Source organism: Streptomyces sp. bgisy159 (assembly GCF_965341775.1).
Taxonomy (GTDB): Bacteria; Actinomycetota; Actinomycetes; order Streptomycetales; family Streptomycetaceae; genus Streptomyces.
The window spans coordinates 260,314-286,442 of the sequence record NZ_CBDQZH010000001.1; the positions used below are offsets into that span (position 1 = coordinate 260,314).

The 26,129-nt window shown below is 72.9% G+C and carries 23 protein-coding genes, 1 tRNA gene and 2 pseudogenes; 9 read left to right on the plus strand and 17 right to left on the minus strand.

The window, feature by feature from the left end; translation table 11 throughout:
* Positions 1-201 precede the first annotated feature (201 nt).
* The 5 genes from ACSLTV_RS01215 (at position 202) to ACSLTV_RS01235 (ending at position 4,216) form a co-directional block, all read left to right on the plus strand.
* Positions 202-1,167 carry an ABC transporter ATP-binding protein gene (locus ACSLTV_RS01215; RefSeq protein WP_432136670.1) on the plus strand — a complete coding sequence of 322 codons (966 nt, stop codon included), beginning with the start codon at positions 202-204 and terminating at the stop codon, positions 1,165-1,167.
* Complete coding sequence (locus ACSLTV_RS01220) at positions 1,157-2,065, plus strand: ABC transporter permease (RefSeq protein ID WP_432156530.1); 909 nt, start codon at positions 1,157-1,159, stop codon at positions 2,063-2,065. The genes ACSLTV_RS01215 and ACSLTV_RS01220 overlap by 11 nt, the downstream gene beginning before the upstream one ends.
* Positions 2,062-2,973: an ABC transporter ATP-binding protein gene (locus tag ACSLTV_RS01225; protein WP_435611464.1), complete on the plus strand. Its 912-nt coding sequence runs from the start codon at positions 2,062-2,064 to the stop codon at positions 2,971-2,973. Before ACSLTV_RS01220 ends, ACSLTV_RS01225 begins: the two co-directional genes overlap by 4 nt.
* Positions 2,974-2,982: 9 nt before the next feature.
* On the plus strand, positions 2,983-3,702 hold the full coding sequence (locus ACSLTV_RS01230; protein WP_435611465.1) for an ABC transporter permease subunit: 720 nt from the start codon (positions 2,983-2,985) through the stop codon (positions 3,700-3,702).
* Between the two features lie 429 nt (positions 3,703-4,131).
* Positions 4,132-4,216, plus strand: a tRNA-Ser gene (locus ACSLTV_RS01235).
* A 240-nt stretch (positions 4,217-4,456) separates the two neighbouring features.
* Here ACSLTV_RS01235 and ACSLTV_RS01240 read toward each other — a convergent pair.
* The 9 genes from ACSLTV_RS01240 to ACSLTV_RS01280 all read right to left on the minus strand — a co-directional run bounded on the left by ACSLTV_RS01240 (position 4,457) and on the right by ACSLTV_RS01280 (position 14,289).
* Positions 4,457-5,254, minus strand: coding sequence for an HAD family hydrolase (locus ACSLTV_RS01240; RefSeq protein ID WP_432136609.1), 798 nt, complete (start codon positions 5,252-5,254; stop codon positions 4,457-4,459).
* A complete protein-coding gene (serS, locus tag ACSLTV_RS01245; protein WP_432156528.1) occupies positions 5,251-6,528 on the minus strand; it encodes a serine--tRNA ligase in 1,278 nt (425 codons plus the stop codon). Before serS ends, ACSLTV_RS01240 begins: the two co-directional genes overlap by 4 nt.
* 516 nt (positions 6,529-7,044) lie before the next feature.
* Positions 7,045-7,977: a prephenate dehydratase gene (pheA, locus tag ACSLTV_RS01250; RefSeq protein WP_432136611.1), complete on the minus strand. Its 933-nt coding sequence runs from the start codon at positions 7,975-7,977 to the stop codon at positions 7,045-7,047.
* A 106-nt stretch (positions 7,978-8,083) separates the two neighbouring features.
* Positions 8,084-9,355, minus strand: a complete 1,272-nt coding sequence (gene efeB / locus ACSLTV_RS01255; RefSeq protein WP_432136612.1) for an iron uptake transporter deferrochelatase/peroxidase subunit — start codon at positions 9,353-9,355, stop codon at positions 8,084-8,086.
* 6 nt (positions 9,356-9,361) lie between these two features.
* Complete coding sequence (locus tag ACSLTV_RS01260; protein ID WP_435611466.1) at positions 9,362-11,401, minus strand: copper resistance CopC/CopD family protein; 2,040 nt, start codon at positions 11,399-11,401, stop codon at positions 9,362-9,364.
* 14 nt (positions 11,402-11,415) lie between these two features.
* Positions 11,416-11,868 carry a copper chaperone PCu(A)C gene (locus tag ACSLTV_RS01265; protein ID WP_432136614.1) on the minus strand — a complete coding sequence of 151 codons (453 nt, stop codon included), beginning with the start codon at positions 11,866-11,868 and terminating at the stop codon, positions 11,416-11,418.
* Positions 11,865-12,518, minus strand: a complete 654-nt coding sequence (locus ACSLTV_RS01270; RefSeq protein ID WP_432156526.1) for an SCO family protein — start codon at positions 12,516-12,518, stop codon at positions 11,865-11,867. Before ACSLTV_RS01270 ends, ACSLTV_RS01265 begins: the two co-directional genes overlap by 4 nt.
* A gap of 93 nt (positions 12,519-12,611) precedes the next feature.
* Positions 12,612-13,367, minus strand: a complete 756-nt coding sequence (locus ACSLTV_RS01275; protein WP_435611467.1) for a YcnI family copper-binding membrane protein — start codon at positions 13,365-13,367, stop codon at positions 12,612-12,614.
* 112 nt (positions 13,368-13,479) lie between these two features.
* Positions 13,480-14,289 (minus strand): hypothetical protein, encoded by an 810-nt coding sequence (locus ACSLTV_RS01280; protein ID WP_435611468.1) that lies wholly within the window; start codon positions 14,287-14,289, stop codon positions 13,480-13,482.
* Positions 14,290-14,563: 274 nt separating this feature from the next.
* Between ACSLTV_RS01280 and ACSLTV_RS01285 the strand changes: the two genes are divergently transcribed.
* On the plus strand, positions 14,564-15,010 hold the full coding sequence (locus ACSLTV_RS01285) for an ATP-binding protein (RefSeq protein WP_432136618.1): 447 nt from the start codon (positions 14,564-14,566) through the stop codon (positions 15,008-15,010).
* Positions 15,011-15,046: 36 nt separating this feature from the next.
* Here ACSLTV_RS01285 and ACSLTV_RS01290 read toward each other — a convergent pair whose 3' ends face one another.
* Positions 15,047-15,664, minus strand: a complete 618-nt coding sequence (locus ACSLTV_RS01290) for a TOPRIM nucleotidyl transferase/hydrolase domain-containing protein (protein WP_432136619.1) — start codon at positions 15,662-15,664, stop codon at positions 15,047-15,049.
* A gap of 219 nt (positions 15,665-15,883) precedes the next feature.
* On the opposite strand from ACSLTV_RS01290, the pseudogene ACSLTV_RS01295 reads away from it, so the two are divergent.
* A pseudogene (locus tag ACSLTV_RS01295) lies at positions 15,884-16,700 on the plus strand (triphosphoribosyl-dephospho-CoA synthase).
* On the opposite strand, the gene ACSLTV_RS01300 reads toward ACSLTV_RS01295, so the two are convergent.
* The 4 genes and pseudogenes from ACSLTV_RS01300 to ACSLTV_RS01315 form a co-directional block, all read right to left on the minus strand.
* Positions 16,675-17,052 carry a hypothetical protein gene (locus ACSLTV_RS01300; RefSeq protein ID WP_435611469.1) on the minus strand — a complete coding sequence of 126 codons (378 nt, stop codon included), beginning with the start codon at positions 17,050-17,052 and terminating at the stop codon, positions 16,675-16,677. The pseudogene ACSLTV_RS01295 and the gene ACSLTV_RS01300 overlap by 26 nt on opposite strands.
* Before the next feature lie 65 nt (positions 17,053-17,117).
* Positions 17,118-17,678 (minus strand): annotated as a pseudogene (locus ACSLTV_RS01305) (GntR family transcriptional regulator); the annotation flags it as partial.
* 10 nt (positions 17,679-17,688) lie between these two features.
* On the minus strand, positions 17,689-19,161 hold the full coding sequence (locus ACSLTV_RS01310) for an aminopeptidase P family protein (protein WP_432156524.1): 1,473 nt from the start codon (positions 19,159-19,161) through the stop codon (positions 17,689-17,691).
* Between the two features lie 155 nt (positions 19,162-19,316).
* Positions 19,317-20,828, minus strand: a complete 1,512-nt coding sequence (locus ACSLTV_RS01315; protein WP_435611470.1) for a PP2C family protein-serine/threonine phosphatase — start codon at positions 20,826-20,828, stop codon at positions 19,317-19,319.
* Between the two features lie 501 nt (positions 20,829-21,329).
* Here ACSLTV_RS01315 and ACSLTV_RS01320 point away from each other — a divergent pair.
* Together ACSLTV_RS01320 and ACSLTV_RS01325 are read left to right on the plus strand one after the other, a co-directional pair.
* Positions 21,330-21,989 (plus strand): bifunctional DNA primase/polymerase, encoded by a 660-nt coding sequence (locus ACSLTV_RS01320; protein WP_432136623.1) that lies wholly within the window; start codon positions 21,330-21,332, stop codon positions 21,987-21,989.
* Between the two features lie 54 nt (positions 21,990-22,043).
* Entirely contained in the window at positions 22,044-22,643 is a 600-nt protein-coding gene (locus tag ACSLTV_RS01325; RefSeq protein ID WP_435611471.1) for a hypothetical protein, read from the plus strand.
* Positions 22,644-23,012: 369 nt separating this feature from the next.
* Here the strand turns inward: ACSLTV_RS01325 and ACSLTV_RS01330 are convergent, their stop codons facing one another.
* The 3 genes from ACSLTV_RS01330 to ACSLTV_RS01340 form a co-directional block, all read right to left on the minus strand.
* The gene (locus tag ACSLTV_RS01330; protein ID WP_432136625.1) at positions 23,013-23,978 is read right to left on the minus strand and encodes a DUF5926 family protein; all 966 of its coding nucleotides are present in this window, start codon (positions 23,976-23,978) and stop codon (positions 23,013-23,015) included.
* Between the two features lie 202 nt (positions 23,979-24,180).
* Positions 24,181-24,744: an ATP-binding protein gene (locus ACSLTV_RS01335; protein ID WP_435611472.1), complete on the minus strand. Its 564-nt coding sequence runs from the start codon at positions 24,742-24,744 to the stop codon at positions 24,181-24,183.
* A 376-nt stretch (positions 24,745-25,120) separates the two neighbouring features.
* Positions 25,121-25,951, minus strand: a complete 831-nt coding sequence (locus ACSLTV_RS01340) for a glycerophosphodiester phosphodiesterase (RefSeq protein ID WP_435611473.1) — start codon at positions 25,949-25,951, stop codon at positions 25,121-25,123.
* Between the last annotated feature and the right edge of the window lie 178 nt (positions 25,952-26,129).

Genomic DNA, 26,129 nt, shown 5'->3' on the forward strand with positions numbered 1-26,129 from the left:
TGCCCGTAACTTGACACCGCAGAATCTCGCACTTGTTAGACCTGGCGTCAATAGGCGGGGCCGGGCCCGTCCGCCGACCGGCCCCGTACCTCTCAAGGAGGGGGTCCCTTACGGAACCCCTACATCTGAGGTCTGACCCCAACACGGCTCTGCGGTCTGACGACCGGCCGGGCTCCCGTCACTACCGTCGAGGACGTGACTGTGATCGCGACCGAAAGCCTGAGCAAGCGGTTCCCCCGGGTGACCGCGCTCGACCGGCTGTCCGTGGACATCGGAGCCGGTGTGACCGGACTCGTCGGAGCCAACGGCGCCGGCAAGTCCACCCTGATCAAGATCCTGCTGGGTCTGTCCCCCGCGAGCGAGGGCCGCGCCGAAGTGCTCGGCCTCGACGTCGCGAGCAAGGGCGCCGCCATCCGCGAGCGCGTCGGCTACATGCCGGAACACGACTGCCTGCCGCCCGACGTCTCGGCCACCGAGTTCGTCGTGCACATGGCCCGCATGTCCGGCCTGCCGCCCGCCGCCGCCCGCGAGCGCACCGCCGACACCCTGCGCCACGTCGGGCTCTACGAGGAGCGCTACCGCCCCATCGGTGGCTACTCCACCGGCATGAAGCAGCGCGTCAAGCTCGCCCAGGCGCTCGTCCACGACCCGCGGCTGGTCTTCCTCGACGAACCGACCAACGGCCTCGACCCGGTCGGCCGTGACGAGATGCTCGCCCTGATCCGCCGCATCCACACCGACTTCGGCATCTCGGTCCTCGTCACCTCCCACCTCCTCGGCGAGCTCGAACGCACCTGCGACCACGTCGTCGTCATCGACGGCGGCAAGCTGCTGCGCTCCAGCTCCACCACCGACTTCACCCAGACCACCACCACCCTCGCCGTCGAGGTCACCGACAGCGACACCCACCCCGACGGCACCCGCGCGGTCCGCGAGGCGCTTCACACGCGCGGGGTGACCGTCCAGGACGGCAGCGACGGCCTGCCCGGCGCCGGCCACATCCTGCTGCTCACCGCGGCGGGCGAGGAGACCTACGACCTGGTGCGCGACGTCGTCGCCGACCTCGGCCTCGGCCTGGTCCGCATGGAACAGCGCCGCCACCACATCTCCGAGGTCTTCAAGAACGAGGAAGAGCAGCCCAAGGAGGCCGTCGGCCATGGCAGCTGACCAGCCCACAGCCACCGCGCCGGGCGCCCAGTCCCGGATCCACGACATCGGCTACCGCAACTACGACGGCCCGCGCCTCGGCCGCTCGTACGCCACCCGCTCCCTCTACTCGCAGTCCCTGCGCGGCGCCTACGGCCTCGGCCGCTCGGCGAAGTCCAAGGTGCTGCCGATGCTGCTGTTCGCCGTGATGTGCGTCCCCGCGGCGATCATGGTCGCCGTCGCCGTCGCCACCAAGGCGAGCGAACTCCCGGTGGACTACACCCGCTACGCCATCATCATGCAGGCCGTGATCAGCCTGTACGTCGCCTCGCAGGCACCCCAGTCCGTCTCGCGCGACCTGCGCTTCAAGACCGTACCGCTGTACTTCTCGCGGCCCATCGAGACCGCCGACTACGTACGGGCGAAGTTCGCGGCGCTGGCCTCCGCGATGTTCCTGCTCACCGGGGCCCCGCTGGTGGTGCTCTACGGGGGCGCGCTGCTGGCCAAGCTCGACTTCACCGACCAGACCAAGGGTTTCGCGCAAGGGCTCGTCTCCGTGGCACTGCTCTCCCTGCTGTTCGCCGGCCTCGGCCTCGTCATCGCCTCGGTGACCCCGCGCCGCGGCTTCGGCATCGCCGCCGTCATCGCCGTGCTGACCATCTCCTACGGCGCGGTCTCCACCCTCCAGGCCATCGCCGACACCAACGGCAACTCCGTCTCCGCCGTCTGGATGGGCCTGTTCTCCCCGGTCACCCTCATCGACGGAGTGCAGTCGGCCTTCCTGGGCGCCTCCTCCGCCTTCCCCGGCGGGGTCGGCCCCTCGCACGCGCAGGGCGCGGTGTACGTCCTCGTCACCCTCGGCCTGATCGCGGCCGCCCACGGCCTGCTGATCCGCCGCTACAAGAAGGTGGGACTGTGACCACGCTGCAGATCGACCACGTCTCCCGCTGGTTCGGCAACGTGGTCGCCGTCAACGACATCACCATGACCATCGGCCCGGGCGTCACCGGCCTGCTCGGCCCCAACGGCGCCGGGAAGTCCACCCTCATCAACATGATGGGCGGCTTCCTCGCCCCCTCGACCGGCACGGTCACCCTCGACGGTCAGCCGGTCTGGCGCAACGAGGCCGTCTACCGGCACATCGGCATCGTCCCCGAGCGCGAGGCGATGTACGACTTCCTCACCGGCCGCGAGTTCGTCGTCGCCAACGCCGAACTGCACGGCCTCGGCGCCCGGGCCGCCCAGCAGGCCCTGGCCACCGTGGAGATGGAGTACGCGCAGGACCGCAAGATCGCCACGTACTCCAAGGGCATGCGCCAGCGCGTGAAGATGGCCAGCGCCCTGGTCCACGAACCGTCCCTGCTCCTGCTGGACGAACCCTTCAACGGCATGGACCCGCGCCAGCGCATGCAGCTGATGGAACTGCTGCGGCGCATGGGCGACGAGGGCCGCACGGTGCTGTTCTCCTCCCACATCCTCGAAGAGGTCGAACAGCTCGCCTGGCACATCGAGGTCGTGGTCGCCGGCCGGCACGCGGCCAGCGGCGACTTCCGCAAGATCCGCCGCCTGATGACCGACCGGCCGCACCGCTACCTGGTCCGCTCCAGCGACGACCGCGCCCTCGCGGCCGCGCTGATCGCCGACCCGTCGACGTCCGGCATCGAGGTCGATGTCGCCGAGGGCGCGCTCCGCGTCCAGGCCGTCGACTTCGGCCGCTTCACGGCACTGCTGCCGCGGGTCGCCCGGGACCACGGCATCCGGCTGCTCACGGTCTCGCCGTCCGACGAGTCCCTCGAGTCCGTCTTCTCGTACCTGGTCGCGGCGTAGGAGGCCCTGATGTACGACCCCACCGTCGCCCGGCTCACCTACCGGGCCCTGCTCGGCCGTCGCCGGGCGCTCATCCTGGGCGCGCTGCCGCTGCTGCTCGTCGTGATCTCCGTGATCGTGCGGTCCCTGACGGGCGCCGACGACCAGACCGCCGCCGACCTGCTGGGCGGGTTCGCCCTCGCCACCATGGTGCCGATCATCGGCGTCATCGCGGGTACCGGCGCGATCGGTCCCGAGATCGACGACGGCTCCGTCATCTACCTGCTGTCCAAGCCGCTGAAGCGGCCGACGATCATCTACACCAAGCTGATCGTGGCCATCGGCGTCACCATGGTGTTCTCCGCCCTGCCCACCCTGATCGCGGGCTACATCCTCAACGGCAACGGCCAGCAGATCGCGGTCGCCTACACGGTCGCGGCCCTGGTGTCCTCGATCGCCTACGCCGCGCTGTTCCTGCTGCTCGGCACCGTCTCGCGGCACGCGGTGGTCTTCGGGCTCGTCTACGCGCTCGTCTGGGAGGCACTGTTCGGCTCCCTCGTGCCGGGCGCCCGCACCCTCAGCGTCCAGCAGTGGTCGCTGGCCGTCGCCCACAAGGTGGCCGGCGGCGACCTCGTCACCTCCGACGTCGGTCTGACCACGGCGACGGTCCTGCTGGTCGTGGTCACGGCGGCGGCGACCTGGTACGCGGGCCGGAAGCTGCGGACACTGACGCTCGCGGGCGAGGAGTAGCCGTCCGCGCGGGCCCGGACGCCCGCGCCGCGCCGACGCGAGCGGGAGCCCGATTTCCGGCCGTGGCTCTGCCGACGAACCGCCCGCGGGTCGGTCCGTCGGCAGAGCCTGCTGCCGTCGGTGCCGCTGCCGTCGGTTCCACTGTCGTCGGCGCCACCGCCGCCGACCGCACGCAAATTCGGTGGCGCCCAAGGGGGCGCCACGGCACAGTGGTTGCTGTCCACACCGCCGGACCGCACGGTCCGGCCACCGACTGGGAGAGGAGCGGGACGATGCCCATGCACGGCAGTACGTCCGGCTCCCGACAGGGCGGCCCGCGGCGGGCTCCGGAGTAGCCATTACCTCTCCGAAGAGCCCGCCCCGCACGGGGAGCCGCCCGGGGCGGCCGCTTCGAGCACGCGAAGTCGCTCTCGCGTGGGCCGCCCACCCGGAGGATTGGCCGAGAGGCAAGGCACCGGCTTGCTAAGCCGCGGTCGGGGGAAACCCCGCGCACGTTCGATCCGTGCATCCTCCGCAAGACGTCACCACCGGCACCCGGCGCGCCCCCCTGAGCAGTGAGGGTCACGCCGGATCACGCCGGGCCCGGTGGGATCGTCCTGGTCGGGCGGCGGGGCCCGCCCGGACCGCTCGTCCGCTGTGTCGCCATGCCCCACACCCCGGTCGGCCGTGCCCCGGTCGGTCAGTGGCCCAGGTCGTACTCACGCGATCGCATGAGGGGGAAGCCGGCAGCGGTCCGGCGGCCGCCGACGCCCGGTCAGCCCAGCAGGCGCTCCAGCACCACCGCGATGCCGTCGTCCTCGTTCGAGGCCGTCACCTCGTCGGCCACGGCCTTCAGCTCCTCGTGCGCGTCCGCCATCGCCACGCCCCGCGCGGCCCACCCGAACATCGGGATGTCGTTCGGCATGTCGCCGAAGGCGATGGTGTCGGCGGCCTTGAGACCGAGGCGGCGGGCCGCGAGGGAGAGGCCGGTGGCCTTGGTCAGGCCGAGGGGCAGCAGTTCGACGATGCCCGCGCCGGCCATGGCGACCCCCACGAAGCCGCCCGCGATCCGGCGGGCCGTCTCGGCCAGCTCGTCGTCGGACAGCTCGGGATGCTGTATGTAGATCTTGTTCAGCGGGGCGCTCCACAGATCGGCCGCGTCGGTGAACGGCGTCGACGGCAGCCGCCCGGTGACCGCGTACCCCGGGCCCACCAGGACCTCGCCGTCGAGGCCGTCCCGGCTCGCCGCGAGGTGCAGCGGACCGGTCTCCGCCTCGATCTTGGCCAGCGCCACACCGGCCAGCTGCCGGTCCAGGGTCACGGACGTCAGCAGACGGTGCGCCCCGGCGTCGTACACCTGCGCGCCCTGCCCGCAGACCGCGAGCCCCCGGTAGCCGAGGTCGTCGAGGACGTGCCGCGTCCAGGGGGCCGCGCGGCCGGTGACGACGATGTGGGCGGCGCCCGCCGCGGTGGCCGCGGCGAGCGCGTCACGGGTGCGCTGGGAGACCGACTCGTCGGAGCGCAGCAGCGTGCCGTCGAGGTCGGTGGCGATGAGCCCGTACGGGAAGCTCACCGGGCCACCGGCTCCAGGACCTCCCGGCCGCCCAGGTACGGCCGCAGCACCTCGGGGACCCGGACCGAGCCGTCGGCCTGCTGGTGGTTCTCCAGGATCGCCACGATGGTGCGGGGTACGGCGCACAGCGTGCCGTTGAGCGTCGCCAGCGGCCGTACGGTCTTGCCCTCACGGACGCGGATCGACAGCCGGCGGGACTGGAACTCGGTGCAGTCCGAGGTCGAGGTCAGCTCGCGGTACTTGCCCTGGGTCGGGATCCACGCCTCGCAGTCGAACTTCCGCGCGGCCGAGGAGCCGAGGTCACCGGTGGCGACGTCGATCACCCGGAACGGCAGTTCCAGCGAGGTCAGCCACTGCTTCTCCCACTCCAGCAGCCGCTGGTGCTCGGCCTGCGAGTCCTCCGGGGCGACATAGGAGAACATCTCGACCTTGTCGAACTGGTGCACGCGGAAGATGCCGCGCGTGTCCTTGCCGTGCGACCCGGCCTCGCGGCGGAAGCAGGGGGAGAAGCCCGCGTAGCGCAGCGGCAGCTTCTCGGCGTCGATGATCTCGTCCATGTGGTAGGCCGCCAGCGGCACCTCGGACGTGCCGACCAGGTACAGGTCGTCCTTGTCGAGGTGGTAGACGTCCTGCGCGGCCTGGCCGAGGAAGCCGGTGCCGGCCATCGACTGGGGGCGGACCAGCGCCGGCGTGAGCATCGGGGTGAAGCCGGCGGCGGTGGCCTGGGCGATCGCCGCGTTCACCAGGGCCAGCTCCAGCAGGGCGCCGACACCGGTGAGGAAGTAGAAGCGGGAGCCCGACACCTTCGCGCCCCGCTCGACGTCGATGGCGCCGAGCGACTGGCCGAGCTCCAGGTGGTCCTTCGGGGCGAAGCCCTCGGCGGCGAAGTCGCGGATCTCGCCGTGCGTCTCCAGCGTGGCGAAGTCCTCCTCGCCGCCGACCGGGACGTCGGGGTGGACCAGGTTGCCGAGCCGGAGCAGCAGCTCCTGGGTCTCCGTGTCGGCCGTGTCGCGCTCCGCGTCGGCCGCCCTGACGTCGGCCTTGAGCTGCTCGGCGCGCTTGAGCAGCTCGGCCTTCTCCTCGGCGGAGGCCTTGGGGATCAGCTTGCCGAGGGACTTCTGCTCGGCGCGCAGCTCGTCGAAGCGGACGCCGGACGACCTGCGCCGTTCGTCGGCGGACAGGAGAGCGTCGACGAGCGCGACGTCCTCTCCACGGGCACGCTGGGAGGCGCGCACACGGTCGGGGTCCTCACGGAGCAGGCGAAGGTCAATCACGGGGTCAAGGCTACCGGTGCGCGGTCATCGCCCTCGACTCACTATTCCCGCCTGCGCCTTACCCGCCGTTCTGGGGCAATTGCCGACTGTGTCGGGAGGTGTCAATGAAAAAGCGTCTCACTCCCTGGGACGGGGCAGGTGAGAGGTCCCGCGTTGACCGGACTCCCTTGTGGGGAACGGCACTTGTCCACAGGCGGGGGGTGTGCGGCGAAGTTATCCACAGGGTGTGCGGAAGATCTGTGGACGTGGGAATTGATCATTCCGCAACGGGGTCCCTGAGGGAGAAAGTGTTGATCAAAACGCCCTCCAGCTCACTTTCGAGTGGAAAAGGGTCGCCCCAAAGGATTGATCGAAGGAAACAAGTGGACGAAGGGTGATGTGTGGGGTGAGTGCCCCCCAGGAGGACCATAGGGCGATTTGTCGACCGACCGGCCTGCGCGTGTCGACTTGTCCCCAGGTCGAGAAGCCAACCTGTGGATAACTTCTGTGGATAACCGGAAGCCCCCGGAGGGGCGGCTAGAAGCGCCCGTCCTGGCAGCGCGCCACCCAGTCCGCCGCCGCGGTGAAGTCCCCGTCGGTGGTTCCCTGCCGCGGGGGCGCCACCTCCGCCGACGTGAGGTCCGCCCGCGGGTACGACCCGAGGAACCGCACCTCCAGGCAGACCCGCTTCAGCCCCATCAGCGCGTCGGCCACCCGCCGGTCGGAGATGTGCCCCTCGGCGTCGATGCAGAAGCAGTAGTTGCCGATGCCGGCCCCGGTCGGCCGGGACTGCAGCAGCATCAGGTTGATGCCCCGGGTCGCGAACTCGCCCAGCAGGTCACGCAGGGCACCGGGGTGGTCGTCACGCTGCCACAGCACCACCGATGTCTTGTCCGCGCCGGTCGGCGCCGCGGGCCGGGCCGGGCGCCCCACCAGCACGAACCGGGTCTGGGCGTTCTCCGCGTCGTGGATCCCGGTCTCCAGCGCCTCCAGGCCGTACCGGGCCGCCGCGAACTCACCGGCGAAGGCCGCGTCGTACTGCCCCTCCTGCACCAGGCGCGCCGCGTCCGCGTTGGAGGCGGCCGACTCCCAGGCCGCGTCCGGGAGGTTCTTGCGCAGCCAGTTGCGCACCTGCGGCTGGGCCGCCGGGTGCGCGGAGACCGTCTTGATGTCCGCCAGCTCCGTGCCCGGCCGGACCAGCAGCGCGAAGGTGATCGACAGCAGCACCTCGCGGTAGATCATCAGCGGGGCACCCGCGACCAGCTCGTCCAGCGTGGTGGTGATGCCGCCCTCGACGGAGTTCTCGATCGGCACGAACGCGGCCTCCGCCTCCCCGACGCGCACCGCGTCCAGCGCCGACTGCACGGACACGTACGGGACCAACTGCCGGGTGGCCGCCTCGGGCAGCGTCCGCAGGGCGACTTCGGTGAAGGTGCCTTCGGGGCCGAGATACGCATAGCTGGCTGGCATGACCTCACCCTAATGGGCCCGCGCGCACCCGGCCGGTGCGTCTCACGACAATCACTCGGCCGGGTGGTTTGAAACCCCGTAAGGGTCAGACGAGCCCGCGCACCGCTCATCCCTCCAGCAACGCCTGCCCCACATATTCGCCTTCCGCAGCCCCACCCGGCACCGCGAACAGCCCGCTCGTCTCGTGCCGGATGAACGCGGACAGCGCGTCGCCCCGGTCGAGCTTGCGCTGCACCGTGACGAAGCCGCGCAGCGGATCCGCCTGCCAGCAGATGAACAGCAGCCCCGCGTCCGGCGTGCCGTCCGCGTCGATGCCGTCGTGGTACGAGAACGGCCGCCGCAGCATCGCCGCTCCGCCGTTCTGGTCGGGCCGGCTGATCCGGGCGTGCGCGTTGACCGGCACCACCAGATCACCGCTCGCGTCGGTCTTCTCCAGGTCCATCGCGGTGGTCTCGGTGCCCCCGGTCAGCGGCGCCCCGTCGGACTTGCGGCGCCCGATGACCTGCTCCTGGGCCGCGACCGACAGCTTCTCCCAGTCGTCGAGGAGCATGCGGATCCGGCGCACCACGGCGTAGGAACCGTCCGCCATCCACGCCGGCTCCCCGTCGGACGGCACGAAGATCCGACGGCCGAAGTCCGCCTCCGACGGCTTGGGGTTGCGGGTGCCGTCGATCTGGCCCATCAGGTTGCGTGCCGTCATGGGGTGCGCGGTGGCGCCCGGCGTCCGGTTGAAGCCGTTCATCTGCCAGCGGACCCTGGCCGCCCGCCCGGCGTCCTTCTGGATCGCGCGCAGTGCGTGGAAGGCGACCAGCGCGTCGTCGGCGCCGATCTGCACCCACAGGTCGCCGTCGCTGCGCTTCCTGTCGATGTGGTCCGAGGAGAACTCCGGCAGCGGATCGAGGGCGGTCGGCCGCTGCTTCTCCAGGCCGGTGCGGGAGAAGAAGCTGTGGCCGAAGCCGAAGGTCACGGTCAGCGAGGACGGTCCCGCGTCCCGTGCCACATCGGTGTCGTCGTGCGGGGCCGCCTCGCCCGCCATCAGCCGCTGGGCCGTTCCCGACCAGCGGCGCAGCAGCGCGGCGGCCTCCTTGCGGCCCGCCCCGGGCATCAGGTCGAAGGCGACGACATGGCCGCGGGCCTGCAGGCCCTGCAGGATGCCTGGCTGATGTTTCCCGTGAAACATCACCCGCCCGCTGCCCACGGAGGACAGCGGGGCCGCCTGGGCGGGGGCGGCGGCGTAGCCGGCACCCGCGCCGGCCGCGCCGAGCACCAGGCCGGTCGCGCCGGCGGTGCCGAGCAGCGCGCGCCGGGAGACGCCGGAGGTCTCCGGCGGGGACGGGGGGACGGACGTGGGGGCGTCTTGAGTGGACTGGTCGGGCATGTGGGGTCAGCCGATCTGAGCGTTCTTGGAGACGGTCGCCTGGTCGATGTCGGAGGTCCGCACGGTGACGGCGATCTTCCACTCGCCGCCGAGGGGGATCTGCACCCCGCTCGCCGACCAGTGGCCGGTGGCGATGTGGTCGGGGACGACGGGCAGCGGCCCGATGCCCTGGGCTTCGAGAGTGAAGGCGAGCTTCACCTCGGGGATGTCGAAGGCGCGCCCGTTGGGCCGGGTGACGTAGACGTGCAGGTCGTTGCCGCCCACGCGCGCGGGGTCGATGTCGACGCTGACGACGCCCTTGCCGTCCGTGCCGCCGGTGTCGAAGACCATGTCGAGGGTCACCGCCCCGGTCGTACCGGACGCGGCCGCCGCCGCCGTACCCGCCGTCGCCGCTTCGGCCGCCAGTTCGGTGCGGCCCGGCTCGGTCGAGGTCAGCGCGGTGGTCACGGCGAGCACCGCGACCGCGACAACGGCCTCCACGAGTACCGAGCGGCGCAGTCCGAAGCGGCCCGGGTCGGAGTCGCGCAGCCGCTTCTGCCGCGCGGCCGCCATGGCGGCCCGCTGCCGGGCGAGCTGGGCGGCCCGCTCGGACCCACCGGCCGTGTCGACGCCGAGGGCGCCGGTGCCGGCTGTGCCGGGGCCCGATGTGTCGGTGGTCGCCGTGTCGACGCCGACGGTGTCAGTGCCGGCCGTACCGGCGCCCGCCGTGTCGACGCCTGCCGTGTTCTCGGCGCGGCCGGCGGCGCCTGGTGCGGCGGCCGCGGCGACCCGCTCCTCGCGGGGCGCCTCCTCGTCGTCGTCCACCTTCGCCGGGGTCGCGTCGGCCAGCCGCGCCGTCCACCGCCGCGACAGCCAGGCGACCCCGAGGACCACCGCCACCAGCCCGATCTTCACCAGCAGCAGCCGCCCGTACGCCGTGTCGGTGAGCGCCGACCACGCGCCGAGCTGCCGCCAGGACTGGTAGACGCCGGTCAGCACCAGCGTCACGACGGCACCGGCGGCGACGGCCGAGAACCGCCGTACCGCCGCGGCCTCCACGGGCCGGTCGGCGGGCGCCCGGTACAGCGCGACCAGCAGCGTGGCGAGCCCGCCGAGCCAGGCGGCGACGGCCAGCAGGTGCAGGATGTCGACCGGCATGGCGATCCCGGGCTGGAGCCCCGTGGAGGCGTGCTCGGACATCGCCCAGCCGGCGGCGAGCCCGGCCGCGACGACGGTCCCGCCGACGGCCAGCCCGAAGGTGAGGTCCCGCCGCTCGTCGCCCTCCCGTTTGTCGTACGCGCCGAACAGCACCGCGACGAAGAGGGCGGCGGCGGCCAGCAGCAGCAGCCGGGAGACCAGCGCCGCTCCCGTCTTGGTCTGCAGCACCTCGCCGACCAGGTCCAGGTCGAAGACGTCGGCGAGCTTCCCGGAGCCGGTGTACGAGCCGCGCAGGAGCAGCAGGGACAGGGTGGCGGCGGTGAGCGTGACCCAGCCGGAGACGACCAGCCGCTGCACCGCCCGCACCGAGGTCCCACGCGGCCAGCAGGCCAGCACGAACGCGGCACCCCCGGTCATCACCACGAATCCGGCGTACGACAGGTAGCGCCCGAGCCCGTACAGCCGGCCCACGATCCCGCCGCCGGCGGTCGGCGTGTCCACCGAGGCGGTGGTCGCGGAGGGCGCCCCGATCGAGAAGGTGAAGGCGCCGGCGACGGGATGGCTGTCCGCGGACACCACCTGGTAGGTCACCGTGTAGGTGCCGTCGGGCAGTCCGGCGCGCAGCCCCACGGCGTACGTGGTCCCGCTGACGTTCGCCGGTCTGCCGGTGTCGACCCGGCTGCCCTTGGGGTCGAGGACGCGCAGCCCGTCGGCGGCGGTCGCGACCTGCTCGGAGAAGGTCAGCGAGACCTGCCCGGGAGCCTTGTCGACCACCGTCCCCTGAGCGGGGTCGCTGCCGGTGAGCGCGGCGTGCGCGGAGGCCGGGCCGGCGCACGCGAGCAGCGCGCCGGCGACGGCCAGCACCAGCAGTACCAGCGTTCGGACGCGGGGGGCGATGGCCTGCGTCAAGGTGGTCCCCTCCCTCAGTCGCCGTGGTCCGGCGTGAACGTGGCGGCCTCCACGGGGATGTCGACCGTCACCGTGCCGGACTCGGCGAAGTGCAGTTCGAGAGACACCTTCTCGCCCTGGCGCGGCTTGCGCCTGAGCTTCTCGAACATCAGGTGGTTCCCGCCGCTCTCCAGCACCAGCCGGCCGTGCGCCGGCACGTCCAGGGCGTCGACCTGCTTCATCGCGCCGCCCTGCGTGGTGTGCAGGGTGACGCTGCCCGCCACGTCGCTGGTGGCGGACGTCAGCTCGTCCCGCTTCCCGCCGTCGTTGGTGACGGTGAGGAAGCCGGCGGCCATGGAGTCGGAGACCGGCTCGGGCATGTAGGCGGAGCCTATGGACAGGTCCGGGGTCCCGTCGTCCGGCGAGCCGCAGCCGGTGAGCCCCAGGGCGCCGGCCAGCAGGGCGGCCGGCAGGGCGAGCCGCCTCACGGGTTCTCCCCCTTGATCAGCCGGGGCAGGTCCGCGGTGTAGTCGTCGACGGTGGCCTCCTCGGTGAACAGGACATAGCCCTGGTCGGTCTTCGGGGAGAAGGCGATGACCTGGGTGCCGTGGGTGGAGACCAGCTTGCCGTTCTTGTCCTTGTGGGGCGGCTCGATGGCGATGCCGACGGTGCGGGCGGCGGCCTGGATGGTGGCGAAGTCGCCGGTCAGGCCGATGAACTCGGTGTCCATGTTCTTCAGCCACTTGCCGAGTTCCGCCGCGGTGTCCCGCTGCGGGTCGGTGGTGACGAACACGACGCGCAGCCGGTCCTGCTCGGCCTTCGGCAGCTGCTTCTTGGCGATGGCGATGTTGCTCATCGTCAGCGGGCACACGTCGGGGCAGTTGGTGTAGCCGAAGTACAGCAGGGTCGGCCGGCCCTGGGTCGCGGCCCGCAGGTCGTAGCTCTTGCCCCGGGTGTCGGTCAGCACCAGGTCGGGCTTGGTGAACGGCTGGTCGAGCACGATCGCGGCCGGGCGCGCGGTGGTGTCGGCGGAGACGGCGGCCACCGGGCTGCCGGTGTCCGTCCCGGTGCCGCAGGCGGAAAGGGTGAGGGCGGCGGCGGCCAGCAGCGCGGCCGCGGCGAACGTCTTCTTGCGCATGGAGAAATGTCCCAGAAAGTGAGGACCCGGCGCGTACCGGGGCACACACGCGTGCGCGTGCGTCCGCCCCGGTACGCGCGGGAGGCGGGAGCGTCAGGCGTCGGAGGCGGTCCGACGGCGGCCGGCGAGCACGCCGTACGCCACACCGGCGACACCGATCACGATGCCCACGATGCCGAGGACCCGGGCGGTGGTGTCGCTGGAGTCGGCCGGCTCGGCGACCTCGGCCGTCGCACCGGCGGTCTTGGCGTCGGCGGAGCCACCGGACTCCTTCGAAGCGGCCTTGGCGTCGGCGGCCGAGCCGTGGCCGTCCGCGGCGGCGGACAGCGCCAGCACCGGCGCCGGGTTGTCCGGCTCCTCGGCACCCTTCTGCGGCACCTCGATCCAGCGCACGACCTCCTTGTTGGAATACGTCTGAATCGCCTTGAAGACGAGTTCGTCCGTGTCCTCGGGCAGCGCGCCCACGGAGACCGGGAACTGCTGGATGAAGCCGGGCTGGATGCCCTGGCCGTCAGCGGTCCAGGTGACCTTGGTGACGGCCTCGGAGATCTTCCGCCCGTGCACCTCCAGCGGCTCGGCCAGCTTGCCCTTGGTGATCTCGATCTTCCAGCCGTCGATCTGCTGGGGCCTGACCGAGGACAGCGGGTGGTCGGCCGGGAAGTTGACCTCCAGCTTGGTGGTCGAGGCGTTGTCGCGCTCGTTGGGCACGCGGAAGTTGACGACCGCGTAGCCGCCCTTGGCGGCGGTGCCCTCCGGCTGCACGGTGACATGGGCGAAGGCCGGCGCGGACAGGGCGAGCACGGCGGTGCCGGCGGCAGCGGCGACGGCGACGAGACGGGAAGCCTTCATGGCGGGAAACACTCCACGGTGGGTGAGTTCGGGTGAGGCGCGCGTGCGGGAATCCGGCACGCGCGTGTGCCGCACGACGGCGGCCACCCTCCTCGGGGAGGTGCCGGGCGCGTCAGGCGGCGAGGACGACGCGGGCGGCGGGCGGGCCGCGCCGTATCACCGTGTGCTGGAGGTCACCGAGGGCCGGCCGGTGCGGCGGCGCGAACAGCGCGGTGGGCCTGGGGCCCGTCACCGGCGCGGACGCCGGCCCCGCGAGCAGCAGGCGCACGAGCGCCAGCGCGCCGCGCAGCGACCGGACGAGCGCCACCTCGGCGACGTCCTGCGCCGACAGGTCCAGCAGCCGCAGGACCGCCAGGTCGCCGCGGCGCAGCAGCCAGCCGGTGGCGACGGCCGCGAGGACGTGGCCGAGCACCATCGGCAGGGAGGGCACCAGATGGGAGCAGCCCCCGGCGATCAGGTCGCCGGAGTGCGCCACCGCGTCGCCGCCCCGGAGGCTGTCGTACACGCGCGCGTCGACGAGGATGCGCTCGGCCTGTGCCGGATCGAGCGCGCTCGCGGGGGTGCCGCACAGCAGCCGGGCGGCCTGCGCCACGAGCGAGGCGTCGGACGAGGGTCCCGGTACGGCCGTGACGGTGGCCGAGGCGGTCTGCTGCCCCAGCCCGAACAGCACGTGCAGCAGGGTCTGCCCGAGCGCCAGCGGCACCACGATGCCCGGCAGGGACCGGGCGCGCCCGGCGAGCGGTGCCACGACCGCGAAGACCGCGAGGAAGCCGGTGCCCAGCGTCCACAGCGGGAGCGCGGCGCAGGAGGCCAGGGAGTGCCCGGCCCCGGCCAGCACGACACAGACCGCGGCGAACACCGCGGCCCGCAGCAGCCGGAGGTCCGCTCCGGTGCGCGCCGTGCGCTGGTGGGGGTCGGTCATGGCGGGCCCATCATCCCACTGGCCCGACGGCGTCCCGACGGCAGGGCCGTCTCGTTCCGGCCGGATCCGAGCCGGACCGCTCCGCGGCGAAGATCACCTCACCGAAGGGAAGATCACCTTCTGGTGTGAGTGGTGCGGATGCACACCACATACACCGTTTGATGCGTCCGGCGCATCCCCCATATGGGCGGCATCACGTCCAATCCGTGCTTACACAGGGGTTCCTACGGCAATACGTAAGAGGTATGTCGAGCCGCGGCCGGGAGGCTGGAGCATGAGCATCTGGTGGTCACTGCACCTGCGGCGCGACGCCGCGAGCGTGCCGCTCGCCCGACGCCTGCTGATCGGCGCCATGGAGACGGCGGGCGTGGACCCCGACATCTCCTACGACCTGTCCGTGGCCCTCAGCGAGGCCTGTGCCAACGCGGTCGAGCACGGCGGCGGCGCGGCGTTCGGGGCGGGGTCGGAGGCCTACCGGGTCACCGCGTACCTGGACGGCGAGATGTGCCGGATCGAGGTCGCCGACGCCGGGCCGGGGTTCACCCGGGACACCGACGTCCGCCCGGTCCGCGCGGACGCCGAGCACGGCCGCGGTCTCTACCTCATCAGCGAACTCGCCGACCATGTCCACATCGGCGGCGAACCGGGGCAGGGCGGCGCGGTGGTCAGCTTCGACAAGATCCTCAAGTGGCGGGAGGACGCGCCGCTGGTGGCCGTGTGACGGCCGGGCCGCCGGCCGTGTGACAGCGGCCACGGCTCACAGGCTCGCCAGCAGGTCGCCGAGGGGAGCAGGGACGCCCGCGGTGTCGAGGGCGTCGACCAGGAGGTGGCCGTAGCGGATCTTGCGGCCCTTCTTCGTGCCGAGGAAGCGGCGCATCTGCTGCTGCGGGGTACGGCCCCGCTGCGCGGGCTGGCGCAGGAAGGTCTGCCAGGCCTGGAGATCACCCTCCGCGCGGACGACCTCCTCGACGCGGGGCACGCCGAGCGCACGGACGAGTTCGTCCTCCAGGTCCGACACGCACACGAAGAACTCCCGGCGCGGCGCGCGGGCCCGCTCCAGCGCGCGGTCGTAGAAGCCCCGCTCGCCCTCGTCGCACAGCCCGGTCAGCCGCAGGCCCAGGCCGGGCGGCCCGAGCAGTCCGGCGAACCGGCCGACGCTCATCGCCCCGCCCATCGGCATCACGCACACCCCCTCCGCGGACAGGTCGCGGCCGTGGCGCGCGGCCAGCGTCTCGACGGCCGCGAGGTCACTCGGGCCCTCCAGCAGCACCGCGGTCCGTACGTCCAGCCGCGCGGCTAGCTCCCGAGCGGGCTCGCCCGGTCCCCCCGCCGCCCACCTGGTGACCGCGTCCCGGAGCGCTCCCATATCCGCCATGCAGCGATTCTGCTCCCACCCAGCCACTGGGAGCACGACCTTTTCCCCGGGGCGCACACACCCTGCGCCCCCGCCGGTCACAGACGGCTGCCAGTCGCTGCCCAGGCCGGTCACGGCCGGCGGTTCTAGCGTCGCGGCATGACGGGAGAGAGGGGAGCCGGAGTGGTCGGCGGGCTCGGCGATGTCGTGGGGCGGGGGCCCGGGGCGGCCGGGGACGGGATGCTCGCCCGGGCCGCCGTCGCGGCACTCACCGCCCAGCTGGCGCTGGCGCCCAAGCCGGGGCTGCCGGATCCGCGGGATCTCGCCGCGCGGGCCGGCCGGCCGGACCACGGCACGCTGCGCTGGTCCGCGAAGGCGCTCGAACCGGGGTTCGCCGCGATGGCGGCCGCCGCCCGCCGCGCGGGGCAGCCGACGCCGGGGCTGCGGGCCCGAGCTGGGCGCGGTCGGGCGGTGTGCCGAACACGTGGTGGGGCTGGCCGGCGGCGGGCACCGGGGCGCGCTGTGGACGCTCGGCCTGCTGGTCGCGGCGGCGGCCCTGGAGCCCGGCGCGCGAGGCGCCGACGTCACGGACGCCGCCCGGCGCATCGCCGCGCACCCGGACCGGTCCGCGCCCCGGCGCCCCTCGCGCGGCTCCACGATGTCCGCGCGCTACGGCGCCGCAGGCGCGCGCGGTGAGGCGCGCGCCGGGTTCCCGCACGTGCGCCGGGCGCTCACGGCGCTCGTGGAGGCGCGCACAGCGGGCGCGACGGAGCCCGAGGCCCGCCTGGACGCCCTGCTCACCGTGGTGTCCACCCTCCAGGACACCGAACTCCTCCACACCGCCGGTCCACGGGGCCTGCGGCACGTTCAGTCCGGCGCCCGCGAGGTCCTGGCGGCGGGTGGTACCGCAACCCCGGCCGGCCGGGCGGCCCTGACCGCCCTCGACGCCGACCTGCACGCGCGCGCGTGGAGCCCTCGGGGCAGCGCGGGCCTGCTGGCGGGCGCCCTGTTCCTGGACGCCCTCCCCGACGTCATCCCACCCGCACCGGCCGGCTGACCCCGCCCTGTGACGTCCGGCCGGCGGCCCACCGTGCCGCCGGCCCCATCGCGTACGACGCCGCGACCGTCACCGCGCCGAGCAGCAGCCATCCGGGCGGCCCCCACTCCACCAGCAGCGAGGTCAGCACCAGCGGCCCCAGCGTGCGCGCCACGGCCACCCCGGTGCCGAAGAACCCCTGGTACTCGCCCACCCGAGCGGCCGGAGCCAGCGCGAAGGACAGCTGCCACGCCCCCGCCGACTGGCCCATCTCCGCGACCACCTGGAACACCGCCCCCACCACCAGCAACGCCACCGACGTCCACAGCCCGGCCCCCGCCGACAGCGCGAACGCCCCGCACGCGGCACACATCACCCATCCCGCACGCCACAGCGCCCGCGTGGCCGAGCCCAGGCCGTCCACCCCGCGCGCCGCCCCATGGCGACGGTGGCGCCCTCCAGCACCCGGGTGAGCAGCGCCAGGCCCTGCACGTACCCCGAGGTGATCACGATCCGCTCCGGCGATGCGATCACCCCTCGCGCGCGCCCCGGGTAACCGGACAGCGCCGTGCGCAGCTCCACCCGCCCGCGCGGGTCGTCGTAGGCGTACGCGAGCGAGGGCGCCTTGGAGATGGCGTGCCGCAGCGCCCGCGACCAGGCGGCGGCGGGGAACGCGCCGACGTCCGGGCTCCCGGGCCGCAGATCGAACCGGGGCGCACGCGCGCGTACGCCGGTCTCGTCCGGCCCGGTGGCGACGGACGGCACCGCGGCCACCCGCGTTCCCGACCCCTGCCGAGCGGTCAGGTACCCCCCGGCGACCAGCTGGTCGTACGCGGCCTTCACGGTGTTGCGGGAGACCCCCAGCTCCTCCGCGAGCTTCCGCGTCGCGGGCAGCCGCTCGCCGGGAGCCGGCCGCCCTCGCCGGACGGCGTCGCGCAGGGCACGTTCGAGCCCGGCACGGCGCCCTTCACCGGTGTCCGCGTCGAGATGGAGGTCCACCGACCGCCGATCAGCTCGCGGTCGCCCTGAGGCCCGCCATCCAGGCCTCGACCTCGTCGGACCGCCGGGGAAGCCCCGCCGACAGGTTCCGGTTGCCGTCCTCCGTCACCAGGATGTCGTCCTCGATCCGCACCCCGATCCCCCGGTACTCCTCGGGCACGGTCAGGTCGTCGGCCTGGAAGTACAGCCCGGGCTCGACGGTGAGCACCATCCCCGGCTCCAGCACCCCGTCCACGTACGTCTCGGTCCGCGCGGCGGCGCAGTCGTGGACGTCCATGCCGAGCATGTGCCCGGTCCCGTGCAGCGTCCACCGGCGCTGCAGCCCCAGCTCCAGCACCCGCTCGACGGGGCCCTCGACGAGCCCCCACTCCACGAGCCTCTCGGTCAGCACCCGCTGGGCCGCGTCATGGAAGTCCCGGTACTTCCCGCCCGGCTGCACCGCCGCGATGCCGGCCTCCTGGGCGTCGTACACGGCGTCGTAGATCTTCTTCTGGATCTCGCTGAACCGGCCGTTGACCGGCAGCGTGCGGGTGACGTCGGCCGTGTAGTAGGTGTGCGTCTCGACGCCCGCGTCCAGCAGCAGCAGGTCGCCGGAGCGCACGGGCCCGTCGTTGCGCACCCAGTGCAGCGTGCAGGCGTGCGGTCCGGCGGCGGCGATGGTGCCGTAGCCGACGTCGTTGCCCTCCACGCGCGCGCGGAGGAAGAACGTGCCCTCGACGTAGCGCTCGGAGGTGGCCTCGGCCTTGTCCAGCACGCGGACGACGTCCTCGAAGCCGCGCACCGTGGAGTCGACGGCCTTCTGCAGCTCGCCGATCTCGAAGCCGTCCTTGACCAGCCGCGCCTCGGAGAGGAAGACCCGCAGCTCCTCGTCCCGCTCGGCGGTGACCTTGTCGGTGAGCGCGGTCTCGATCCCGGCGTCGTACCCGCGTACGACCCGCACCGGGCCGGTGGCCTCGCGCAGCTTGTCCGCCAGCTCGCGCACATCCGAGGCGGGGATGCCGTAGAGCCGCTCGGCCTCGCCCAGCGAGTGCCTGCGCCCCACCCACAGCTCGCCCTGGCCGGAGAGCCAGAACTCTCCGTTCTCCCGGTCGGAGCGCGGCAGCAGGTAGATCGTCGCGGTGTGGCCGTCGCCCTTGGGCTCCAGCACCAGGACACCGTCCTCGGTCTGGTTGCCGGTGAGGTACGCGTACTCGACGGACGCGCGGAAGGCGTACTCCGTGTCGTTGGAGCGGGTCTTCAGGTTCCCCGCGGGGATCACCAGGCGCTCGCCCGGGAAGCGCGCCGACAGCGCGGCCCGCCGCGCGGCGGTCTCGGTGGCCTGGGCGATCGGCCGCAGGTCGCGCAGCTCGGTGTCGGCCCAGCCCGACTTCATGTTCTCGGCAAGCTCGTCGGACACGCCCGGGTACAGGCCGTTCTTCCGCTGCTTGATGGGCTCTTCCTCAGAGGTCTCCGGGGTCTCCGGGAACTCTTCAGCCACGGTCATCCTCCTCGATAGGGCGCTGGACCCCGTCCATCGTACGGTCGCACGGAAGGGGGCCCAGAGGCGGAGGAACCATTACAGGGTGATCGGGCACACCTGGTATGGCCGTGCCCCGAGACGCGTTATGGCAGGTCAGTACGGGCGACGGGGGCGGGCCCTCAGTCGAAGCGCGCCGCCAGCAGCACCACGTCCTCGGCGCTGTCGGCCCGGTCCAGCCCGTCCGGCAGCACGGTGCGCAGCACATGGTCGGCGAGCGCGTCCGGATCCTGGCGGACGCCCTTGGGCGCACCCGCGGCCGCCGCGTGCAGCCGGGCGAACGCCCGGTCGGTGGGGTCGCCGGTCCGCTGCAGCAGCCCGTCGGTGTACAGCAGGATCGTCTCGCCCGGTTCCGCGGCCAGTTCCACGCTCGGTGCCTCCCAGCACGCGAGCATGCCCAGCGGCGCCGACACGGACGTCTCCACGAACTCGGTGCGCCGCGCCCCCACCAGCAGCGGCGGGCAGTGCCCGGCCCCGGCGAGGGTGATTTTGCGCAGTGCGGGCTCGCAGTACGCGAACAGCGCGGTCGCCGACCGGGCCGGCTCGGTCAGCCGCAGCAGCAGCTCCAGGTCGGACAGGACCGCGACCGGGTCCTCGCCCTCCATCACGGCGTAGGCGCGCAGGGAGGCCCGCAGCCGGCCCATCGCGGCGACCGCGCTCGGTCCGGCGCCGGTGACCGAGCCGACCGCGAGACCGAGCGCCGCGTCCGGCAGGGGCAGCGCGTCGTACCAGTCGCCGCCGCCGCGCGGGCCGGTGCGGTGCCGGGCCGCCAGCTGGACCCCGGCCACCCGGGGCAGCCGGGCGGGCAGCAGTTCCTCGGCGATCGTCGCCATGCACGCGCGCGTGTGCTCGACCTCGCGCAGCCGGCCCAGGTGCTCGGCGGCGTACCGGACGTACAGACCGACCAGGTGGCGTTGGCGTTCCACCGGCTCGGCGGGCTCGTCGTACAGCCACACGGCGGCGCCGAGGCGCCCGGTGGACCGGCCGGCGAGGGGCAGGGCGTAGCTCGCGGCGTAGCCGAGGCGGGCGGCGACCTCACGCTGGCGCGGGTCGAGGCCGTCCTCGGCGAACAGGTCGGGCTGGGCGATGGCCCCCTCGCCGCCGGGCAGCCCGTCCAGGATCCGCCCGTACGACAGCGCGCTGCGCGGCACGGTCTCGATCTGGCCGAGGTCGGCGCGGCCGAGGCCGAGGCCGATGGTGGTGTCCGGGCCGAGGCCGTCGGCGGGCTCCAGGACGACGAGGCCGCGCTGGGCGCCGACCAGGGAGGCGCCGGCGCGCAGCACCTCCTGAAGGGCGTCGGACAGGGAGTCGGTGCGGGCGAGGCGCTCGGTCAGCTCGTGCAGGGTGGTGAGGTCCGAGACCCAGCCGGCGAGGCGGTCCTGGAGCAGCGCGCCGGGGGCGTTCGGCGCGGGGACGGATGCGGTTCCCGTGGCCGTGGGCGCGGGCGCGACAGTGTGTGCGGGCGAGGGAACCGTCGAATCGATTCCGGCCACTTTCGGAGGGTGAGGGGCGTTCATGGCGTCCGGCTCTCGGACCGGCGCGTTTTGCTCAAAAGCATCGCAAACCCCCATGTGATTCTGCGCCGCCAGCAGTGTCTCCACATGTACACGCACTCGTGAGGGGATGTCCAGCATTGTCCTGCGAGGATTCCTGGTGTCCGTGGGCAGCGGGAGCACTTGTCGTACGGCCCTTGCGCAATGGCAAAGTTGGCTTGAAACTGCCTCGGGTGAGGCCTTATTGCGGTCGACTGGCCTTGCTCCACGGAGCGTCACAGCGGTCGTGATGGGTACGTACTCGGAGAAGGCCAGGGGCGGTTGACGTTCGCCCGGAACCTGGTGACGGACCCGGGCGTCATAGCCACCGACGACCGTGCCCCATCCTCCCGCGGCGGAGTCGGAAGAAATACGCGCGACGGCAAAACGCCAGACTTCGCCACCCTGCGCCACGCCCATGCTTTTGATAGACGCGTATGGACGGGGCCGCGGCAGAGGCAGCCAACGCTCGACCCATAGGGGTTCTCCCTGTCCGTGACAGGGGTGTGATGCGCCAACAGGTACGCACAGTGAAGTGATCGACACATGGTGTGATGTGGCCCACGGTGTTGCCAGCGGTGCAACGGAAAGGAACGAGCGCTCATGCGCGAGATCCTCAGAAGGCGACGCAGGCTCCTGCGCGGTGACGGGAAGCCTGAGTTGATCAGCGCGGCCCTGACCTATGCGACGGAATGGCGATGGCCCGTGCTCCCGGGCGTGGCGGCGGACCCGCAGGGCCGCTCCCGCTGCGGCTGCCCGGACCCGGAATGCACGGTGCCCGGCGCTCATCCCTTCGACCCCGGCCTGCTCGCGGCGACCACCGACGCCCGCATGGTGCGCTGGTGGTGGACCAACCGGCCGACGGCTCCGATCGTCCTGGCCACCGGTGGCACGGCGCCCTGCGCCGTCAGCCTCCCCGCCGCCCCGGCCTCCCGCGCGCTCGTGGCGCTGGACCGCCGGGGCCTGCGCCTCGGTCCGGTGGTGGCCGCGCCGACCCGCTGGTCCATCCTGGTCAAGCCGTACTCCATGGAGCAGTTGGGCGAACTGCTGTACGCCAAGGACTTCGTCCCCGGCTCGCTGCGCTTCCACGGCGAGGGCGGCTATCTCGCCCTGCCGCCCTCCGAGACCGGCCAGGGTGGCGTCCGCTGGGAGCGCGCCCCGCTGCCCGGCTCGGCCTCGCCCTGGGTGCCCGATGTGGAGGCCGTGGTGGACGCGGTCGTCGACGCCCTCACTCGTACGGGTGTGAGCGCGCCCGAGTTGTAGGGCTGTCCGGCGCGCGCGGGCGGGGGGCGCGGGCCGGCTGGCTATCGTCCGCCTATGCACCCTCGTCTGCCGGTCCTGCCGGCCGTGGTGGTCCTGGCCGTCGTGGCGGTCCTCGTACCGCTGGCGGCGGCGTCCCCCGTACCGGCGGACGCCGCGGGCGCGGGTCCTGCCGTCCGGACCCTCAGGGTGCCCTCCGGCTCCACCGCACTCGCGTCCGGCGGCGGGGTCTCCCCGGCGACCGATGCCGGGGCGGCCCCGGTGCCGGGCGGCGCCCCGCCGGATTCCGGCGACCGGGCGCGGGCGGCCGGTGGCCCGTCGGCCGACGGCACGGCGTCCCGCCCCGGACCCGGCCGCACCTCCGTCACGCCGGGCCTCGGTCCGGTGACCGCTATGCCGGGCCTCGGTCCGGTGACCGCCATGCCGGGTCCCGGTCCGGTGACCGCTGCCCGCTGCGGCCCCGAACTCACTTCGCCCGACGGCGTCGAGGCGCAGACCTGTGTGCTCATCCGGGGCGGCGAGACCTGGGCCCGGACCTACTATCGCAACGCCACCGGCCGCCCCCTCGACGCCGCGCTGGCCCTCCTGGCGCCCGGTGGACGCACGGTGCAGATGTGGTGCGTGGTGAGCGCCGACGAACGAACCGGCGAGCTGTGAGACCCCCCGAGAGCCGACGCGGGGAGCGCCGGAGCGGTACTCGGCGGTGACGGAGTTCGCCGACCCGGGCGCAGACACCCCGCTGCTGCTGCGTACAGGGAGCAACTCTGCGCCGGATGCGCGCAGTTGACATCCGGACCCGCTCTGTACACCGGCCCGGGCACGGAAAAACCCGGTTGCTGGCGACGGGGGATGCACCAGCAACCGGGCTACTGAAAAGGTAACAAGAGATCGGCCTCAGGCAAATTCGATCCCGCGTTTTCCGTCGGCTTTCCGGACACCCGCTGAGCGGCGCTTTCTGGCTCCGACTCACCTTGTGCGCCCGGGAGTTGTGAGCGGAGTCACCCCACCCGGTGCCTCCGGAGCGGATCAGCTGAGGGTGACCTGCCGATTGGTCAGACCCCCGCGCGCCCGGCGCTCGTCGGGCGTCAGCGGCGCCTGTGACGCCAGCGCGGCGGAAAGACGCTCCGCGAACTCGGCGGCGGGCTTCTCGATGTCGTCCGCAGACACCCCGGTCGGCAGGTCCCAGACCGGCACGGTCAGGCCGTGCGCCCGGAAGGAACCCACCAGGCGGGTGCCCTCGCCGAGGCCGGACCGCCCCGCCGCGTGCAGCCGCGCGAGAGCGTCCAGAAGTCGCTCCTCGGGGTGCGGCATGACCCAGCGCAGGTGGTTCTTCTCCGTGGTCTCGCACCAGTACGCGGCGTCCACACCGGCCAGTTTGACCGTCGGGATCGCGGCTGCGTTGGCCCGCTCCAGGGAAGCCGCCACCTCCGGCGACGCGTTCTCCGAGTCCGGCACCCAGAACTCGAAACCACTGTGCACGACCGGCTCGAAAACGCCCTCCGGGTCGAGCAGGTCCTGCAGCCGGGGACCGTCGGCGGGTGCCCGGCGCGCCTGCACCGGCGTGCCCGGCTCGGCGGTGAGGGCGCGCTGCAGCGTGTCGGCGAGGTCGCGGCTGATGTCGCCGGACGAGGTGTCGTTCTGCAGGCCGAGCAGGACCGAGCCGTCGTCGCGGCGCAGCGCCGGCCAGGCCATCGGCAGGACGGTGGCGAGGGTGACCGAGGGGACGCCCTCGGGCAGGCCCTCCTTGAGCGGCAGTTCGGCCGTGGCCGCCGGGACCAGCTCGCGCATGGCCACCCAGTCGCACTCGCCCGGCAGCCCCTCGAACGGACGCTGCACCAGCTCGGTCACCGCGTGCGCGGCCGCCCGCCCGTGGCACGCCTTGTAGCGCCGGCCGCTTCCGCAGGGGCAGGGCTCACGGGCGCCGACGACCGGGATCTCTCCGTCCGTGGTCCGCGGCCGCTGGGCCTTGGTCTGGGATCGCTTCTTGGCCATCTGGGTGTCTCCCGGGTACGGCTCGTCTGGTACGCCGGGAGCCTAGCCGCTCGAACGGAAGCCCACCGGTACCCGTGGCGGAGCCGCCCCCGGCCGGGTCTCGGCCGAGGCGGGGTGCGGGGTTCGGGCCGAAGCCGTGGTGCGGGGCTGCCGAGGCGCCGGCCGGGTGTCGGCCGCGGCCGAAGCGGGGCCGGCCGGGGCGTCAGCCGAGGTCTCGGTCGAGGTCCTCGAAGGCCTCCGCGAAGTCGAGCCCGGGTATGGACACCACCGGTGGAGCGGTGATCCGGGAGGCGAAGTCGTCGCGGCGGCGGACGGCGTCCCGGTCGTGCACGTCCCCGTGGACGACGACCCACACCGTGACCTCGCCGTGGATGTCGTCCCGGACGCCCCAGTCGGCCGCGAGTGCCGTGACGATGTTCAGTCCACGGCCGCCGTGCGCGGTGACGGACGGGGTGGCCGGGGCGGGGCGGGTCGGACCCCCGCCGTCGGTCACTTCCACGACCAGCCGGCCGCCCGGGTCCACGCGCCATGCGGCCCGGACGTCACCGTCGCCGGCCAGGGCACCGCCCAGCGGTCGGCCGTGTTTGCACGCGTTGCTCAAGAGTTCGGACAGGATCAGTACGGCATCGTCGACGACCGTTTCCGGGACCCCGCCGCCGCACAGCTGCGCGCGCATACGGCGTCTCGCTTCCCCCACGCCCGCAGGGCCATGGGGAACGGCCATGCTCGACGACGTGGGCACCTCCTGTGCCACCACCAACGCCACCCCCGAGACCTCCTTCGCCCCACGCCACGGTGTGGATGCCCCATTGGCCTGTACCGGAAACCGGCCAATCCATGTCCGGTGACGCGTTCGAAACGATCGAACACGGAGCGAACGCGCCGGAGCACACCCCGTGAGGGCGTGGCGGGATTTCGATGACCTGGCCGAAAGCCGTGGGTACGGAGAATGCTGTAGAGCCTCTGTGAGGGTCAAGAGGTATGCGTGGGACTTGAGTGCGCTTTTGGGACTTCTGTGATTTCGGGTGACGGAGTGTGCCGAGTCATACGCGGAGCTGATGCGTGGAGACCCCGCGCGGAGCCGGCACGGTACGGGGCGGGCGCGAAGCTGCGTCCGGAACGCGGAGCCGGCACGGTGCGGGTCACGCGCCGAGCTGATGCAGTACCGCGCGTGGCCGGTTGGTGATGATCGCATCCACGCCGAGCTCGGCGCAGAGCGCCACGTCCTCGGGTTCGTTCACCGTCCAGACGTGGACCTGGTGGCCGTTCTCCTTCAGCCGCTCCACGTACGCCGGGTGGTGGCGCACGATCCGGATGGACGGGCCCGCGATGCCGACCCCGGCCGGCAGCCGCCCGTCCCGCAGCCGGGGCGAGACGAACTGCATCAGATAGACCGTCGGCAGCGTCGGCGCGGCGGCCCGCACGCGGTGCAGCGAACGAGCCGAGAAGCTCATGATCCGGACGGGGGACCCGGCGGGAGTCGCGGGCGCGTCCAGGCCGAACCTCTTCAGCAGAACCAGCAGCCGCTCCTCGACCTGCCCGGCCCACCGCGTGGGGTGCTTGGTCTCGATGGCCAGTTCCACGCGCCGCCCGGCGTCGGCGACCAGCTCCAGCAGCCGCTCCAGGGTCAGGACGGAGGTGTGTTCCTCGGCCTCGGGCCGGACCTCCCAGTCGGGCTCCTCGTCTCGCGTACGGACCGCCTCCCGGGCCTTCCACGAGCCGAAGTCCAGCGCGGTGAGGTCGGCCAGCTCCAGCGCGGAGACGGCGCCGCGGCCGTTGGAGGTGCGGTTGACGCGCCGGTCGTGCACACAGACGAGATGGCCGTCGGCGGTCAGGCGCACATCGCACTCCAGCGCGTCCGCGCCGTCCTCGATCGCCTTCCGGTACGCGGCCAGGGTGTGCTCGGGCGCGTCCTCGGAGGCACCTCGGTGAGCGACGACCTGAATGGGGTACTGCTGCCGTGCGTGGGTCACCGCGTCATGGTGCCACTCGTGAGATGTTCCTAAGAAGCAGACAGAATGCCCGTAATGTCCCTTATAAGGACTGGCTTCACCCCCATGGCCACGGCTTATGGTGCTCTGACGGCCCGTGGGAAAAGCTGAGGCGTTGGTAGGCGACAGGCGTGAACAGGCGTGAGCGGCGCGGCCCAGT

Coding starts and splice junctions, on each gene's coding strand:
- ACSLTV_RS01220 (WP_432156530.1), top strand. CDS start 1,157: ATGGCAGCTGACCAGCCCACAGCCACCGCGCCGGGCGCCCAGTCCCGG.
- ACSLTV_RS01230 (WP_435611465.1), top strand. CDS start 2,983: ATGTACGACCCCACCGTCGCCCGGCTCACCTACCGGGCCCTGCTCGGC.
- pheA (WP_432136611.1), bottom strand. CDS start 7,977: ATGCCAGCCAGCTATGCGTATCTCGGCCCCGAAGGCACCTTCACCGAA.
- efeB (WP_432136612.1), bottom strand. CDS start 9,355: ATGCCCGACCAGTCCACTCAAGACGCCCCCACGTCCGTCCCCCCGTCC.
- ACSLTV_RS01270 (WP_432156526.1), bottom strand. CDS start 12,518: ATGCGCAAGAAGACGTTCGCCGCGGCCGCGCTGCTGGCCGCCGCCGCC.
- ACSLTV_RS01275 (WP_435611467.1), bottom strand. CDS start 13,367: ATGAAGGCTTCCCGTCTCGTCGCCGTCGCCGCTGCCGCCGGCACCGCC.
- ACSLTV_RS01280 (WP_435611468.1), bottom strand. CDS start 14,289: ATGACCGACCCCCACCAGCGCACGGCGCGCACCGGAGCGGACCTCCGG.
- ACSLTV_RS01285 (WP_432136618.1), top strand. CDS start 14,564: ATGAGCATCTGGTGGTCACTGCACCTGCGGCGCGACGCCGCGAGCGTG.
- ACSLTV_RS01290 (WP_432136619.1), bottom strand. CDS start 15,664: ATGGCGGATATGGGAGCGCTCCGGGACGCGGTCACCAGGTGGGCGGCG.
- ACSLTV_RS01300 (WP_435611469.1), bottom strand. CDS start 17,052: ATGTGTGCCGCGTGCGGGGCGTTCGCGCTGTCGGCGGGGGCCGGGCTG.
- ACSLTV_RS01310 (WP_432156524.1), bottom strand. CDS start 19,161: ATGACCGTGGCTGAAGAGTTCCCGGAGACCCCGGAGACCTCTGAGGAA.
- ACSLTV_RS01315 (WP_435611470.1), bottom strand. CDS start 20,828: ATGCTGGACATCCCCTCACGAGTGCGTGTACATGTGGAGACACTGCTG.
- ACSLTV_RS01320 (WP_432136623.1), top strand. CDS start 21,330: ATGCGCGAGATCCTCAGAAGGCGACGCAGGCTCCTGCGCGGTGACGGG.
- ACSLTV_RS01325 (WP_435611471.1), top strand. CDS start 22,044: ATGCACCCTCGTCTGCCGGTCCTGCCGGCCGTGGTGGTCCTGGCCGTC.
- ACSLTV_RS01330 (WP_432136625.1), bottom strand. CDS start 23,978: ATGGCCAAGAAGCGATCCCAGACCAAGGCCCAGCGGCCGCGGACCACG.